This window comes from Stenotrophomonas sp. Y-13 (assembly GCF_046267925.1).
GTDB lineage: Bacteria > Pseudomonadota > Gammaproteobacteria > Xanthomonadales > Xanthomonadaceae > Stenotrophomonas > Stenotrophomonas acidaminiphila_A.
On record NZ_CP176501.1, the window covers coordinates 103214 to 118279 of the forward strand.

At 70.2% G+C, this 15066-nt stretch carries 11 protein-coding genes; 7 read left to right on the forward strand and 4 right to left on the reverse strand.

Annotated elements, in window-relative coordinates; all coding sequences use genetic code 11:
• Positions 1 to 28 precede the first annotated feature (28 nt).
• Entirely contained in the window at positions 29 to 1927 is a 1899-nt protein-coding gene (locus ACJ7VY_RS00420; RefSeq protein ID WP_409476122.1) for a peptidase M61, read from the forward strand.
• 51 nt (positions 1928 to 1978) lie between these two features.
• Here the strand turns inward: ACJ7VY_RS00420 and ACJ7VY_RS00425 are convergent, their stop codons facing one another.
• From ACJ7VY_RS00425 to ACJ7VY_RS00435, 3 genes are all read right to left on the reverse strand, one after another.
• A complete protein-coding gene (locus tag ACJ7VY_RS00425; RefSeq protein ID WP_409476123.1) occupies positions 1979 to 3298 on the reverse strand; it encodes a type II toxin-antitoxin system HipA family toxin in 1320 nt (439 codons plus the stop codon).
• Between the two features lie 3 nt (positions 3299 to 3301).
• A complete protein-coding gene (locus ACJ7VY_RS00430) occupies positions 3302 to 3559 on the reverse strand; it encodes a helix-turn-helix domain-containing protein (RefSeq protein ID WP_104940062.1) in 258 nt (85 codons plus the stop codon).
• Positions 3560 to 3695: 136 nt separating this feature from the next.
• Positions 3696 to 7406, reverse strand: a complete 3711-nt coding sequence (locus ACJ7VY_RS00435) for an indolepyruvate ferredoxin oxidoreductase family protein (RefSeq protein ID WP_409476124.1) — start codon at positions 7404 to 7406, stop codon at positions 3696 to 3698.
• Positions 7407 to 7628: 222 nt separating this feature from the next.
• Here ACJ7VY_RS00435 and ACJ7VY_RS00440 point away from each other — a divergent pair, with 222 nt between their 5' ends.
• The gene (locus tag ACJ7VY_RS00440; protein WP_104937673.1) at positions 7629 to 8267 is read left to right on the forward strand and encodes a hypothetical protein; all 639 of its coding nucleotides are present in this window, start codon (positions 7629 to 7631) and stop codon (positions 8265 to 8267) included.
• Positions 8268 to 8402: 135 nt separating this feature from the next.
• Positions 8403 to 9536: a hypothetical protein gene (locus tag ACJ7VY_RS00445; RefSeq protein WP_409476125.1), complete on the forward strand. Its 1134-nt coding sequence runs from the start codon at positions 8403 to 8405 to the stop codon at positions 9534 to 9536.
• Between the two features lie 12 nt (positions 9537 to 9548).
• Here the strand turns inward: ACJ7VY_RS00445 and ACJ7VY_RS00450 are convergent, their stop codons facing one another.
• Positions 9549 to 11030 carry an AAA family ATPase gene (locus tag ACJ7VY_RS00450; RefSeq protein WP_409476126.1) on the reverse strand — a complete coding sequence of 494 codons (1482 nt, stop codon included), beginning with the start codon at positions 11028 to 11030 and terminating at the stop codon, positions 9549 to 9551.
• Positions 11031 to 11160: 130 nt separating this feature from the next.
• Here ACJ7VY_RS00450 and ACJ7VY_RS00455 point away from each other — a divergent pair, with 130 nt between their 5' ends.
• The 4 genes from ACJ7VY_RS00455 to ACJ7VY_RS00470 all read left to right on the forward strand — a co-directional run bounded on the left by ACJ7VY_RS00455 (position 11161) and on the right by ACJ7VY_RS00470 (position 14958).
• Positions 11161 to 11793 (forward strand): AAA family ATPase, encoded by a 633-nt coding sequence (locus tag ACJ7VY_RS00455; RefSeq protein WP_409476127.1) that lies wholly within the window; start codon positions 11161 to 11163, stop codon positions 11791 to 11793.
• Between the two features lie 20 nt (positions 11794 to 11813).
• Positions 11814 to 12290: a SixA phosphatase family protein gene (locus ACJ7VY_RS00460; RefSeq protein ID WP_104937677.1), complete on the forward strand. Its 477-nt coding sequence runs from the start codon at positions 11814 to 11816 to the stop codon at positions 12288 to 12290.
• A gap of 143 nt (positions 12291 to 12433) precedes the next feature.
• Positions 12434 to 13003 (forward strand): YceI family protein, encoded by a 570-nt coding sequence (locus tag ACJ7VY_RS00465; RefSeq protein WP_161615002.1) that lies wholly within the window; start codon positions 12434 to 12436, stop codon positions 13001 to 13003.
• Entirely contained in the window at positions 13000 to 14958 is a 1959-nt protein-coding gene (locus ACJ7VY_RS00470; protein WP_313249704.1) for a phospholipase D family protein, read from the forward strand. The genes ACJ7VY_RS00465 and ACJ7VY_RS00470 overlap by 4 nt, the downstream gene beginning before the upstream one ends.
• Positions 14959 to 15066: the final 108 nt, after the last annotated feature.

Genomic DNA, 15066 nt, shown 5'->3' on the forward strand with positions numbered 1-15066 from the left:
GAAACTTCAACACGGGGCAGGGGAACGGATGTACGCGCACAAGTGGTGGTTGGCGATGGTGCTGGGGCTGGCGCCGCTGGCGTGCGCGCACGCGCAGGGCGGCCAGGCGCGGCAGGCGGCGATGCAGGTGCAGGCAAGCTACCCGGGCGTGATCGAACTGGAGGTGGATGCCAGCGACCTGGAGCGGCGCATCCAGCGCGTGCGCCAGCGCATTCCGGTGTCGCCCGGTCCGTTGACCCTGTGGTACCCGCAGTGGATACCCGGCAACCATGCGCCGACCGGGCCGATCAACCAGATGGCCGGGCTGGTGATCCGCGGCAATGGCCAGCCGCTGCCGTGGACCCGCGACTCCGGCGACATGTACGCCTTCCGGCTGCAGGTGCCGGAAGGCGTGGACGCGCTCGACGTCCAGTTCCAGTACCTGTCGCCCACCGCCGCCGACCAGGGCCGGGTGGCGATGACGCCCAACCTGCTCGACCTGCAGTGGCACCGCGTGGTGCTGTACCCGGCCGGTTTCGATGCGCGCGGCATCCAGGTCAAGCCGGCCCTGCGCCTGCCCGAGGGCTGGCTTAGCGGCACCGCGCTGGACGTGGCCCGGCGCGACGGCGCGGTCGAGCATTACGCGCCGGTGTCGCTGATGACTCTGATCGATTCGCCGGTATTCGCCGGGCGCTGGTTCAGGCGCTTCGCGCTGGACGACAAGGCCGCCCGGCCGGTGTGGCTGGACGTGGTCGCCGAGAACCCGCAGGGCCTGCAGGCCGAGCCGAAGGTGCTCGATGCGCACCGCGCGCTGGTGCACGAAGCGGACAAGGTGTTCGGCGCGCGCCCGTACACGCGCTACGACTTCCTGCTGGCGGTGTCGGACGTGTTCAGCGGCATCGGCCTGGAGCATGCGCAGTCCAGCGAGAACGGCATGCACGACGGCTACCTGCGCGGCGAGCGTCCCTACACCGACAACGACCTGCTGCCGCACGAATACGCGCATGCGTGGATCGGCAAGGCGTGGCGGCCGCGCCCGACCTGGGTGCCGCACTACAACGCGCCCATGCACAACGACGAGCTGTGGATGTACGAAGGCCAGACCCAGTACTGGGCGGTGGTGCTGGCCGCGCGTTCGGGCCTGTGGGCGCCGGACTACGCCATGGCGATGCTGGCGCAGTTGCAGGCCAACTACGCCACCCAGCCCGGGCGGCAGTGGCGCGACCTGCACGACACCGTCCACCAGGGCATCCTCGATTTCAATTCCAAGCCGCAGGCATGGGCCGACTGGCAGCGCGCCTTCGAGTTCTACAACGAGAGCACGCTGCTGTGGCTGGGCGTGGACGCGCGTCTGCGCACCCTGTCCAAGGGCAGGGTGGCGCTGGACGACTTCGCCCGCCGCTTCCACCAGGGCGGTGCGCAGGGCGAGATCCGCCTGTACGACCGCAGCGACGTGATGCAGGCGCTGGAAGCGCTGCAGCCCGGCGCGTGGGACGCCTTCATCGGCCAGCGCCTGGAGGCGCGTGACGGCAGCGCGCCGGACGGCCTGGAAGCCGCGGGCTGGGAGCTGTACTACAGCGAGACCGCGAACCCGGTGATCGCCGACGGCGAGGCCGGTGGCCTGGTTGACCTGCAGTACTCGCTGGGGCTGAAGGCCGGCAGCGACGGCGTGCTGCAATGGGTGGGCTGGGACAGCCCGGCATTCAAGGCCGGGCTGGCGAAAGACGCCACCGTGGTGGCGGTCAACGGCCTGGCCTACACCGGCGCGCGCCTGAAGCAGGCGGTGAGTGATGCGAAGGGCGGCACCCCGGTCGAACTGATCGTGCGCCAGGCCGACAGCTTCCGCACGGTGCGCATCGACTACCGCGACGGCCTGCGCTACCCGCACCTGCGCCGCATCGCCGGCCGCACCGACCTGCTGACGAAGATTCTTGCGCCGCGGCGTTGATGGCGTTGGCCCGGTTGCGCGGCGCGCGCGCCGAAGCGCTGCGGGCCGCGGTCAATCGTCCGGCGCCATCTGCGCCAGGCGCGCGGCGGCGTGGCGCAGGCCCTCGAAGACCGGGGTGGCGACCCGATCCGGGAAGTCGGCCGGCAGCGTTGCCTCAACCGTCTGGATGGCCGGCTCGACGCGCTCCAGCAGGTCACCGATCCACGGTTCGGCGCCGTTGGCGACACCACAGACACGTGCGGTCTGGTTCCAGTGCCTGCGACGGATGTGCAGGAGCTGGCGATGCCGGTTCCGGCCACTCACCGCCATTGCCAGCGCCGCCTTGTGCGGGGAAAGATGGTTCGGCCCGTTGCCGAAGATCGGATACGTCGAGATGACGTCGTAGATCGGCGTCAGCCGGAAGCGTCCCGCCGGCTCGATGTGGAGACTGAAATTCTTGGCGTGCCCGTCGGTGGCGGCCAGCATCCAGAACAGCAGCTGGGTCTTGAAGAAGGTGGCACGGTCCTGCGGCCGTTCCGATTGGCGCAGCAGTTCCATGATCTGCACGATGCCCGGGCCGCCGTCGCTTTCGTACTTGCGCGAGGAGGGCAGGCCGAAGGCCTGGCACATGTCCTCCTGCGGCAACCGCAGCCACCCGCGGCCGTTGCGGGCAAGCCTGCGGTCGAAGCGCTCCACGATCAAGGCGCGCTGGTCGCCGAACCGGCCGATCGAGGTGGTTGCGACAGGCATGCCGAACGCCGCCAGCAGCTGCATGCACAGCCACTCGTTCTCCACCGATGCGTGCATGTCGGCCCGCATGTTGCCGACCAGCCCCATCGGTAACTTGAAGATGTGCGTGCTGGGCGTGCTGCCGGTGGGAACGCACCAGCGGTCGTGATGGCGCAGGAACGCGGTCTTTTCCTGCGCGCCGGCAATGGAGATGCGGAACTCGTCATCCACGTGCCGGCCCGGCAGCGCGCCGCTGGTGACCGCCTGCAGACGGTCCGCCACCTGGGCATCGCTCAACGGCGTGCAATCGATACGGTGGATGTCTTCCGGCACCACGCCGGGAGGAAGCAGCTGCACGGCGCCCACGCAGTCGCGGCCGATTTCCTGCAGCAGGTCGAACGTGCCGGATGAGCGGATGCCGAAGCGGTCGCGGATGCGGTTGCGGATGGCGCTGTTGTCGGGCAGCAGGTTGTCGAAGTAGTCCGTGACCCGCGGGCCATGGTGGCTTTCACCGGCCGGCAGCAGCGGCAACGACAGCGACAACGGGCGCGGCTGTTCGGATTCCAGCCACGTGGGGAGATAGGTGAGCCGTGCCCCGGTGCGTGCGCCCTCCTGCCACGAAGCGACTTCCAGGCCGTTCATCCAGACCCGCAGTTCGCCCATGGCTCACCACTCCAGGCCGGTGTCTGGCGTTTCCTGCCCGCGTGGTTGCAGCGAGACCTCCACACCGAGCTCGGCCCATACCCGCATCAGCCGCTCGAAGGTGGCCGCCTCGGGCTCGCGCTCCAGCGCGGTGATGGCTTGCCGGGAAATACCGAGGCGCTCGCCCAACTGCGCCTGGCTGAGCCCGGCCTGCCTGCGGAATGCCCGCATCAACGGGCCCAGCTGATGGGCGGCACGGATGGCGTGGCGTTTGTCGGTCATGGCAGGCGCCCCCGAGGACGAACGGTGGGGGCAACATATGCCTTGCCTCTACGGAAGGCAAGCGATAGGTTTCATTTGCGTTATGCAACCCATAGATTGCATAACGCAACCGCAAGGCCTGGGTTGCCTTGCACGGTCAAGCCGCCTGCACGATATGCAGCGCCTTCGGGTTGCGCCACGTCGCCAGCAGCGCCGCTTCGCGTGCCTTGGCTTCGTGCAGGTGCGCTTCCTTGACGTGGCCGTAGCCGCGGATGTGCTCGGGAATGCTGGCGATCTCCACCGCCAGCGCCAGCCGGCGCGCGTCCAGCGAACCCAGCAGTTCGTGCAGGGTCTGCTCGTAATCGGCGATCAGCTGGCGTTCGCCGCGGCGCTCGGCGGTATGGCCGAAGACGTCGAAGCGGCCGCCGCGCAGGAATTTCAGCTTGGCCAGCAGGCCGAAGGCCCTGAACATCCACGGCCCGTATTCCTTCTTCTGCAGGCGGCCGTGTTCGTCGCGCTTGGCCAGCAGCGGCGGTGCCAGGTGGAAACGCACCTGGTAGTCGCCCTCGAACTGCTGTGCCACGCGCTTGAGGAAATCGCCGCGGGTGTACAGGCGGGCCACTTCGTATTCGTCCTTGTAGGCCATCAGCTTGAAGAAGTAGCGCGCCACCGCCTCGGTCAGCGCGGTGCTGCGCGGCGCCACGCGCTGCTCGGCCTGGCGCACCGCGTCCACCAGCTGGCGGTAGCGGTTGGCATAGGCCGCATCCTGGTAATCGACGAGGAACCCGCTGCGGCGCGCGATCAGTTCGTCCAGCGAGCGCGACAGGCGGGTGTCGTCCAGGGTCGCGAACGGGGCGTCGCCGGGGTGCGGGTCGCTGGCGGGCAGGCCGCGGACTTCCGGCTCGTTGCCCGGGTTGCGCGGCGCCGACGGCGCGCCGGCCTCGCTGCCTTCCCACTCGCCGGGCGGCAGCTCGCGCAGCGTGCCCGGGGTGCGCTCGGCTTCGGTCGGCGCGTTGCGTACCAGCCCGGCGGCCTGCTGCACCGCTTGCGGATCGATCGCGGCCAGGCGGCCCCAGGCGAAGGCGCGCTGGTTCATCTCGATGGCGGCGCCGTTGAGTTCGATGGCCCGCATCAGCGCTTCCAGCGACAGCGGCACCAGCCCCTGCTGCCAGGCGAAGCCGAGGATGAACAGGTTCGAGGCGATGGCGTCGCCCAGCAGCGCGGTGGCCAGCTGGGTGGCGTCGAGCAGGATCGGGTCGCGCCCGCCCAGCGCCACCTTCACCCCGGCGATGATGTCGGCGGCCGGGAACTGCATGTCCGGGTGGGTGGTGAAGGTGCCGGGCATCGCTTCGTAGGTGTTGAGCACCACCTGCGAGCGTTCGCCGCGCACCTTGGACAGCGCCCAGTAGTCGTTGACCACCACCATGTCGCAGCCCAGCACCAGGTCGGCCTCGCCGGCGGCGATGCGCACGGCGTGAATGTCCGCCGGCGCGCGCGCGATGCGGATGTGGGTGGTGACCGCGCCGCCCTTCTGCGCCAGGCCGGTCTGGTCGAGCACGGTCGCGCCCTTGCCCTCCAGGTGCCCGGCCATGCCCAGCAGCGCGCCGATGGTGACCACCCCGGTGCCGCCGACGCCGGTGATCAGGATGTTCCACGGCTGCGACAGGTCGCTGCGGAACACCGGCTCGGGCAGGTTGTCGAGCAGGCTGGCCGCATCGCTCTTCCTGCCCTTGCGCAGCTGGCCGCCATGGATGGTGACGAAGCTCGGGCAGAAGCCGGTGGTGCAGGAGAAATCCTTGTTGCAGTTGGACTGGTCGATGTCGCGCTTGCGCCCGAACTCGGTTTCCTTCGGCAGCACCGACACGCAGAAGCTCTTTTCGCCGCAGTCGCCGCAGCCCTCGCAGACCAGCGAGTTGATCATCGTGCGCTTGGGCGGATCGACCAGCTTGCCGCGCTTGCGGCGGCGGCGCTTCTCGGTGGCGCAGGTCTGTTCGTAGATCAGGATGCTGGTGCCCTTCACCGTGCGCAGGTGCTTCTGCACCGCGTCCAGTTCGGCGCGGTCATGGAACTCGACGTCGTGCGGGAACTCGTGGCGGCGCAGCTTCCACTTGGCGATGTCGTCGGACAGCAGCACGATGGTGTGCACGCCCTCGGCGCGCATCTGCTGGGCGATCTGCGGCACGCTGAGGGTGCCGTCCACCGGCTGCCCGCCGGTCATCGCCACCGCGTCGTTGTAGAGGATCTTGTAGGTGATGTTGACGCCGGCGGCGATCGCCTGGCGGATCGCCAGCGAGCCGCTGTGGAAATAGGTGCCGTCGCCCAGGTTCTGGAACACGTGCGGAGTGTCGGTGAACGCCGCCTGCCCGGCCCAGGTGACGCCTTCGCCGCCCATGTGGGTGAAGGTGTCGGTGTCGCGGTCCATCCACGTCACCATGTAGTGGCAGCCGATGCCGGCCATCGCACGCGAGCCTTCCGGCACGTTGGTGGAGGTGTTGTGCGGACAGCCGGAGCAGTAGTGCGGAACGCGCGGGAACTGCGCCCGCGGCAACGCCATCTCCGCTTCCTTCTCGTCCATCCAGCGCAGCCGCTGTTCGATCGATTCGGTGTTGAAGAAACGCTGGATGCGGCGGCCGATGACGCCGGCGATGGTCGCCGGGGTGAGTTCGCCGGTGGACGGCAGGATCCACTCGCCCTGTTCGTCGTACTTGCCGACGATGGACGGGCGCGCACCCCAGGCGGCGGGCCAGTTGTAGAAGTACTCCTTCATCTGCCGCTCGATGAAGGCCTTCTTCTCCTCCACCACGACGATGTCTTCGAGCCCGCGCGCGAACGCGGCGATGCCCTGCGGTTCCAGCGGCCAGGTCATGCCGACCTTGTAGACGCGGATGCCGATGTCGGCGCAGGCCTTCTCGTCCAGGCCCAGGTACTCCAGCGCCTGCAGCACGTCCAGGTAGCTCTTGCCGGTGGTGACGATGCCCAGCCGCGCGCGCGGCGAATCCATCACCACCCTGTCGATGCCGTTGGCGCGGGCGAAGGCCTGCGCGGCCTTCACCGCGTAGCGGTGCAGACGCATTTCCTGCTCCAGCGGCGGGTCCGGCCAGCGGATGTTGAGCCCGGCCGGCGGCATCTCGAAGTCCTCCGGCAGCACGATGCGGCGCGCGAACGGGTCTACATCCACCGAGGCCGAGGATTCCACCGTCTCGGCGATGGTCTTGAAGCCGATCCAGCGCCCGGTGTAGCGGCTCATCGCCCAGCCGACCAGGCCCAGGTCGAGGATGTCCTGCACCCCGGCCGGGTTGAGCACCGGCATCATCGCGCTGACGAATTCGTCCTCGCTGCCGTGCGGCAGGGTCGAGCTGCGGCAGGCATGGTCGTCGGCGGCCAGCGCCAGCACGCCGCCGTGCCTGGAAGTGCCGGCGGCGTTGGCGTGCTTGAACACGTCGCCGCAGCGGTCCACGCCCGGTCCCTTGCCGTACCACATGCCGAACACGCCATCGACGTTGGCGCCGGGGAACAGATTGGCCTGCTGGGTACCCCAGACCATGGTGGCGCCCAGGTCCTCGTTGAGCCCGGGTACGAACTTCACCTTCGCCGCGTCCAAGTGCCGGCGCGCGCGCCACAGCTCCAGGTCGAAGCCGCCCAGCGGCGAGCCGCGGTAGCCGCTGACGAAGCCGCCGGTGTTCAGTCCCGCCGCGGTGTCGCGCTGCTGCTGCATCAGCGGCAGCCGCACCAGCGCCTGCACGCCGCTCAGGTAGATGCGCCCGTCGGTGCGGGTGTACTTGTGCTCGAGCGTGTAATCGCGGTCGCGCACCCCGGTCAGCGGCGTGTTGGCGGAGGCGGGGGAGGTGAGTTCGGCGGTACTGGTCATGGCTGGCCCATTGCAGGAACGGCTGGCGTCGGCTGCCGCGCCAGGGCGGCGCGCACGCGGCCGGCGATTGTAACAGCGCGGGTTTTGGCGCCCTGCCGGGCACCCGGGCCGTACCCCTGCGGCGCGTCCACGGCCGCACCGGGGCGGGGGCCGGGGTCGCGGAGCGCCCGCCGAGCGGTTAGGATCGGACCTTGCTGGAACATGAATGATGGGGATTGAAACATGCAGGTGATAAGGGGCGTGGCCGGTGGCCTGATGCTGCTGGCCGGCCTGTTCTGTTCGACGGCGTGGGCACAGGGGTTGCCGAAAATCGCCGAGTTCTATTTCGATGACGACGTCGCCGCGCGGCCGGTGCAGGCGCTGCCGCCGGAGCAGCCGGACCTGGTGGAGCAGCTGATGAAGCTGCGCGAGCGCGGCCGCAAGGGCGTGGAAGCCACGGTGCAGCTGGCCACCATCGCCTACGCCGAGAGCCGCGTGGAACTGGGCGACAAGCTCTACCAGGAAGCCCTGGCCGCCGTCTCGGAGAACTCCTCGCAGGCCCGGGGGATCCGCTGGAACCAGGGCTGGAGCCTGTATCGCCACGGCAACGCCGAAGGGGCGCTGCAGCAGTGGAGCGCCGCCGCCCAGGCCGCGCGCGGCAACGGTGCCTGGGTGCCGCCGACGCTGGCGCTGGCGCTGTGGACGCTGGGACGCCGCGACGAAGCCGTGCAGTGGTATGCAGCGGCGGTACGTACCGAGCCGCAGCTGTGGAACGACCCGTCGCGCTTGGCGCAGCTGCTGCCGGCATGGAAGGACGAGGAACGGGCGCGCCTGGCCGAGGTGCAGCAGGCCTGGGCCGCCAATCCGCCGGCCTGGCCCTGAGCCAGGCCGGGAGGGTACGCGGCGCCGGCGCGATGTCGCCCCGTTCCCCGTCCCTCGAATGGCCCGGCGTCCCTGCCATTGCAGGAGGCCCAGGGGCCGGAGCGAGGGTGGTTGGATCGACCAGGGAGTGGGGCGATGAGATACACGATGGCGTTGTGGTTCCTGCCGGTCCTGCTGGCGGCCTACGCGGCGGACATCCGGCCGGAATTCACCCAGTCGTTCGTGGACGCCAACCGCGGGCTGGACGATGACGCATGGTCGGCGGCGTATTCGCCGCAGATGGGGCTGTTGGCGGTCGGCCGCGCGTCGGGGCGGCTGGAACTGTGGGACGCGTGCAGGAAGGATGCGCGCATCGCGCTGCAGGCCCATGAACTGCGTACCCAGGACATCACTTTCGGTCCTGCCGACGGGATCGTGATCAGCCGCTCCAGCAGCGGCAACGTCGAAGCCGGCGACATTGTCCAGCACGAGAACGGACCGAAGGTCTGGGACGCCCGCAGCGGCGAACTGCTGCATGCCTTCCGCGAAGGGCACTGGAAGCCGGGCGCGGCCTCGGCCACGCCGCTGCGTGGCCTGTACCTGCTGGCCAGCGGCGACGAGCTGTACCTCTATGACCATGCCCGGCGGGCGCTGGCCGGTGCGCCGTTGCGGCTGCCGGGCGACGGCGGCGTGACCTGCCTGGACTGGGACGAGGCCTCGGGCCTGATCGTCGCCGGCACCGACAAGGGCGTGGTACTGCGGTTGCGCCTGCTGCGCGACGCGGCCATCCCGCGGCTGGAGATCATGGATCGCCACGCCCCTTCCGGCCGGGGGCCACGCAACGACATGCTGGCGGTGATGCTGCTCGACAAGGGCACCCGGCTGGTGACGGTGCAGCGCTCACCCGCGCGGGCGAAGGTGCTGCAGCACGATGTGCCGCCGCTGTACCGCGGCCTGCAGCACGAGACCGTGCGCTGGAACCTGGCCGGCTGGCAGCGCGAACATGTCTATTCCAGTTCGCTGGTCGGCGTGCACCAGGCCGGCTTCACCCGTGGCGAGGACTGGCTGGTACTGGCCGGCGTCGCCGGTGGCAACGCGCGTATGGAGGGCAAGATCGAGCTGCTGGATGTGCGCGGTGGCGTGGCCTGGCTCTACCGCGCCAATACCACCCACGCCACCGGCGTGCTGCTGCCGTCGGCGCGCGAGGCGTTGCTGCTGCAGCATGGTCGCGCCACGCGCGTGAGGTATCTGGACCAGGCCCAATCGGTGCCCTGGTCGCCGCCGCGCTGAGCACAGCCGCCTTCACTCCGCTGGCACCGTGCGCCCGCGTGCCCAGTCGCGCAGCGCCTGCACCTGCTCGGCCATCAGTACCGACAGCGGCCGCGTGCTGCGAATCTCGGCCATCAACAGGTCGGTGTCCAGCGGCCTGCGTTCGGCATGCGCCGCATACAGGCCGGCGACCACCGCCTGTTCGATCTCGGCGCCGGAAAAGCCCTCGGCGGCGGCGGCCAGCGCGGGCAGGGCGAAGCTCCCGACGTCGAGTCCGCGCTTGCCCAGGTGCAGGCGCAGCAGCTCCACCCGGGTGTCGGGCGTGGGCAGGTCGACGAAGAAGATCTCGTCGAAGCGGCCCTTGCGCAGCAGTTCGGCCGGCAGCTCGTGCACCTGGTTGGCGGTGGCGACGATGAACACCGGCGCCTTGCGCTCGGCCATCCAGGTCAGCAGGTAGCCGAGCACCCGGCGCGAGACGCCGCCGTCCTCGCCGCTGCTGGCCAGGCCCTTCTCGACTTCGTCGATCCACAGCACGCACGGCGCCAGCTGCTCGGCCGAGGCCAGCGCATCGCGCAGGTTCTTCTCGGTCTCGCCGTGGTACTTGTTGTACAGCGTGGCGAAATCCAGCCGCAGCAGCGGCACGCCGAAGCCGGCGGCGGTGGCCTTGGCCAGCATCGACTTGCCGCAGCCCTGCACGCCCAGCAGCAGCATGCCGCGCGGCGGGTCCAGCCCGGGCGGCGCGTCGCCGGCCACGAACACCGCCCTGCGCTGTTCGATCCAGCGCTTGAGCCGGGTGGCGCCGGCCACGTCGCCGAAGCGCGCGCTGTCGTATTCGTAGTGCAGGTGGCCGCTGCGGTTGAGCAGTTCGAACTTCAGCCTGGCCAGTTGCGGCAGGTCGTCGGCGCGCAGTGCGCCGTCGGCGTAGATCAGCTGGCGGGCGATGCGGCGCGCGTCGGGCAGGCTCAGCCCCTGCAGGTTGCGCAGGATCTGCCGCACCGCGTCCTGGTCCACTTCCACGCGGCGGCCGCCGTTGTCGCCGGCGTAGGCGGCCGCTTCCTCGCGCAGCATCTTCAGCAGCGCGTTGGCGTCGGGCAGGCGCGGATTGAAGCGGGTGGCCAGCGCTTCCAGCTCGGCCGGCAGTTCGACCTTGGTGCCGACCAGCACCAGTACGTGCGGCTGGCTGTGCCGGCGCTGCACGATGTCGCGCAGCAGGCGCTGGTGGCTGGCGTAGCCCAGGTACGGGTGGAAATCGAGCAGCAGGTAGATGCCGCGCTGCTCCGCCTCCTGGATCATCCGCAGCGCCGAGCTGGCGTCGGGCGGCCCGATGGCGTCGTCCTCGCGGTCCATGTCGATGCGGCGCAGGCCTTCGGTGATCGACCAGCGGTACAGCGCCCGCCACACGTGCATCAGCGCCTGCCGGAACAGGTCCACCACGCGGGCCTCGTCCGCGGTCTCGATGACGATCAGCGGGGTATTGGCGCGGATCAGCGCGGTCAGGTCCTGCAGTTCGCTCATGGTGGCTCCGGTGTGGGCCGCCACGATAGCAAAGCCTCCCGTCCCGGCAGGGGTGTCCTCACGCGCCGACTACCGCGGCCGTCGCGCGCCGGTGTACGCTGCGGGCAGTCCCGCGCAAAACGAGGCGTGCATGAAGACGATCCTGGTGGCCGGTTCCAAGGGCGGGGTGGGCAAGAGCACCATCGCCACGCACCTGGCCGCGCATGCGGCGCTGCAGGGCAGGGCGACGGTGATCGCCGATGCCGACCCGCAGGGCTCCAGCACGCGCTGGGCGGAGCGCCGCGCCGGCCTGGACAGTGCCGTGCTGCCGGTGGACGTCCAGCGCAGGAAGAGCTGGCAGAAACACATTCCCGATGGCGCCGAAGAGGTGATCATCGATGCCCCGGCCGGCGCGCTCGCGGACGATCTCGAACATTTCCTGGACGTGGCCGACGCGGTGGTGGTGCCGGTGTTGCCGTCGGCGCTGGACATCGAGGCCATCGTCGGGTTCCTGAACAGTCTGGCCAGGGTCAAGCGCGTGCACTCGCGCGCGCTGCCGGTGGGCTTGGTGCTCAACCGCACCAAGCCGTGGACGCAGACCTCGCAGCAGGCGCGGCAGATGCTGGCGCAATGGCCCTACGAGGTGGTCGCGCAGCTGCGTGACAGCCAGAGCTACGTGGTCATGGTCGGCCTGGGCCGCAGCCTGTTCGACTATCACTCCGCCCAGGTCCGCGAGCACCAGCAGGACTGGGAGCCGCTTCTGCAATGGTTGAACAAGGTCTGACCCGGAGCTAATGAACCCTCATGCGTGAACTGATCCTGCTGCGACATGCCCATGCCGAGCCGGCCGACAACGGCCTGGCCGATATCGACCGCCCGCTTTCCCCGCATGGCCTGGCCGAGGCCGAGGCGGCCGGTCGCTGGCTGCTGGAGCAGCGGCTGGTGCCGGACCGGGTGCTGTGCTCGCCGGCACGGCGCGCGCGCGAGACGCTGGAGGCGGTGCTGTCGCTGACCGGTTATGTCGAGCAGCGCCTGGAGGAGCGGATCTACGACGCCACCCCCGGCACCCTGGCCGGGCTGGTGGACGAGCACCGCGAGGTCGAACGCCTGCTGCTGGTCGGCCACAACCCCGGCCTGGAGCGGCTGGTGGCGCTGATGCACAGCGGCCAGTCCGGCGACTACCGCGGCATGCCCACCGCGTCGGTGGCGGTGCTGTCGCTGCCGATGGCCGCGGCCATCGAGCCGGGCATCGCCCGTCTGGCCGCATTCTGGTGGCCGTGAGCCGATGATCCGGTTCCGTCGCCCGTACCGGTGCAGCCCCCGCGCCTGGGCACGCTGCGTGCCCGGCGGCACAGGCCGGAAGCCGGCTGGGCGTGCGTGCATGGCCGCACGCTGGCCCGGGGCCGTGGACAGGGACTGAACACATGCGGTGGGTGCGTTGCGGACTGCTGCTGAGCTGGCTGGCGGCGACGGGCACGGCGGCCGCGGCGCAGCCGCTGCAGTTCGATACCGACCACTCGCGCTTCGGCTTCGAGATCCGCACCCGCTTCGGGCAGCGGATCGAGGGCCAGTTCCCGCGTTTCGATGGCTGGATCACGGTGCTGCCCGACGGCCGCCACCAGGTGCGCCTGCGCATGTTCACCCAGTACGTCGAGATTCCCGGCAAGCCGCGTTACACCGGCTGGATGCGCGGCGAGGAATTCTTCGACGCGCAGCGGCACCCGCTGGTCGAGTTCGAGTCCGATCCCTACGAACCGGACATCGTCGAGCGCGGCGGCAGCGTGCAGGGGCGGCTGACCATCCGTGGTATCAGCCGGCGCGAGGTGCTGCGCCTGGAGGCGCCGGAATGCGCCCGCCCGGGCTATGATTGCGACCTGGTAAGCCGGGGTACCGTGCAGCGCGGTCGTTACGGCATGGACAGCTGGCAGTTTGCCCTCGGTGACCGTGTGACCTTCATATTGCGTACGCGCCTGCTGGGCGCTTCCCGGCCGTGAACCTGCTGCTGCGACTGGTGCTGCTCGGCGCGGCCGTGCTGGCCGGCGGCTGCGCGTCGCTGTCGCCGCAGCAGCGCGACCGTGCGCAGGGCATCGCCGTGTCCGCCCGCCCCACCGCGCTGGACTGCGACCGCGCCGATCGCTGCGCGCTGGATTCGCCGCTGCGCGCGCTTGGCGCCCAAGCCATGGCCGATTCGGCGGCCGCCGGCGCGCCGCGGCACTACGCCACGATCCTCGACGAGGGCGAGTTGTCGCTGGTGGCGCGGCTCAACCTGATCCACAGCGCCGCCCGCAGCATCGACCTGCAGACCTATATCTTCGATACCGACGACAGCGCGCGCATGATCATCGACGCGCTGCTGGACGCCGCCCGCCGCGGGGTCCGGGTGCGGGTGCTGATCGACCAGCTCTCGGCCATATCGGACGTGCAGATGCTCGCCGCGCTGTCCGGCGCGCACGCCAACTTCGAGCTGCGCATCTACAACCCCACGTTCGGCAAGGCCAAGCTCAACTACTTCGATTACGCCGGCAGCGTGCTGTGCTGCTTCCGCCGCTTCAACCAGCGCATGCACAACAAGCTGCTGGTGGTGGACGGGGTGGTCGGCGTGGTCGGCGGCCGCAACTACCAGGACGACTATTACGACTGGGACCGCGAGTACAACTTCCGCGACCGCGACGTGGTGGTGGCCGGGCCCGAGGCGCGCGAGATGGCCGCCAACTTCCAGTCCTTCTGGGACGCGCCGCGCAGCGTGCCGGCCGAGCGCCTGAACGATGTCGGCCGCACCCTGCTGCGGCATGGCGTGCCGGACATGCCGGCGGCGCATTTCATGCGCCCGGAGCGGGTGGCGCGCGCCGCGGCGGAGGCGGCCGACCCGGCGTTCGTCACCGAGGCGTTCGTCGATACCGCGCTGCCGGTGCGCGCGGTGGCCTATGTCGCCGACCTGCCGCGCAAGCACCGCCGCGACCCGCTGCCCAACCCCAGCGAACCGCGGCTGGACACGTTGATCTCCGGCGCCCGGTCCGAAGTCCTGCTGCAGACGCCGTACCTGGTGCTGTCCGAACCAGCGCAGCAGCTGTTCAAGGACCTGCGCGCGCGCCCGCAACCACCACGGGTGGTGGTGTCGACCAACAGCCTGGCGGCGACCGACAACCCGATCGTGTATGCGATGGCCTACAAGTACAAGCGCCGCAACCTGCGCGTGCTGGGCTTCGATATCTACGAGTACAAGCCGTTCCCGCTGGATCCGCCGGTGGCCCCGGACAACCTGCTGTCCTCGGCACTGGACGGGACCGGGCTGCCACCGCCGCCGCACCGCCTGATCGGGGCGAGCGCGGCCGGCAGCAACGTGCGCGGCAGCGGTTCCGGGCGTCGCGCCGGCGCCGACGGCAGCGAGGTCGAGCGCGAGGTGCTGCGCACCGAGACCCGGCCCTCGTTCCTCGGCAGCAAGGCGGCCAACCGCCCGCTGCCGGTCACCCGCCGCGGCGCGCGCATGGGCCTGCATGCCAAATCGCTGGTGGTGGACCGCCGCATCGGCGTGGTCGGTACCCACAACTTCGACCCGCGCAGCGAGAACTACAACACCGAGGGCGCGGTGATCATCGACGACCCGGTGTTCGCCGAGCGGCTGGCGCAGAGCATCCTGCGCGACATCGCGCCGGACAATGCCTGGGTGGTGGCGCCGCGCGAGAAGGCGCCGGTGCTGTCGGGCCTGAACTACAGCCTGGGCAAGGCGTCCGAGGCACTGCCCGTGCTCGACGTGTGGCCGTGGCGCTACGCCACCAACTACGCCTTCCAGCCCGGGCCGGAGTGCCCGCTGCCGCTGTCGCGGCACGACCCGGATTTCCGCCGCTGCTACGTGCCGGTGGGCGACTTCCCCGAGGTCGACGTCGGCCCCAAGTGGTTGCTGGTGCGCATGCTGACCGCGTTCGGCGCGGGGCTGGTACCGATCCTGTAGCGCGCACACGGCGCGTGGACGTGGCCTCGGTTGCAATGGCCGTCGCCCTGCCTGCACCGAGGATGCCGATGGGCAGCGCCTTCCAGCGCGGCGACCCCGTGCGCTGGA

Coding starts and splice junctions, on each gene's coding strand:
- ACJ7VY_RS00420 (WP_409476122.1), top strand. CDS start 29: ATGTACGCGCACAAGTGGTGGTTGGCGATGGTGCTGGGGCTGGCGCCG.
- ACJ7VY_RS00425 (WP_409476123.1), bottom strand. CDS start 3,298: ATGGGCGAACTGCGGGTCTGGATGAACGGCCTGGAAGTCGCTTCGTGG.
- ACJ7VY_RS00430 (WP_104940062.1), bottom strand. CDS start 3,559: ATGACCGACAAACGCCACGCCATCCGTGCCGCCCATCAGCTGGGCCCG.
- ACJ7VY_RS00435 (WP_409476124.1), bottom strand. CDS start 7,406: ATGACCAGTACCGCCGAACTCACCTCCCCCGCCTCCGCCAACACGCCG.
- ACJ7VY_RS00440 (WP_104937673.1), top strand. CDS start 7,629: ATGCAGGTGATAAGGGGCGTGGCCGGTGGCCTGATGCTGCTGGCCGGC.
- ACJ7VY_RS00445 (WP_409476125.1), top strand. CDS start 8,403: ATGAGATACACGATGGCGTTGTGGTTCCTGCCGGTCCTGCTGGCGGCC.
- ACJ7VY_RS00450 (WP_409476126.1), bottom strand. CDS start 11,030: ATGAGCGAACTGCAGGACCTGACCGCGCTGATCCGCGCCAATACCCCG.
- ACJ7VY_RS00455 (WP_409476127.1), top strand. CDS start 11,161: ATGAAGACGATCCTGGTGGCCGGTTCCAAGGGCGGGGTGGGCAAGAGC.
- ACJ7VY_RS00460 (WP_104937677.1), top strand. CDS start 11,814: ATGCGTGAACTGATCCTGCTGCGACATGCCCATGCCGAGCCGGCCGAC.
- ACJ7VY_RS00465 (WP_161615002.1), top strand. CDS start 12,434: ATGCGGTGGGTGCGTTGCGGACTGCTGCTGAGCTGGCTGGCGGCGACG.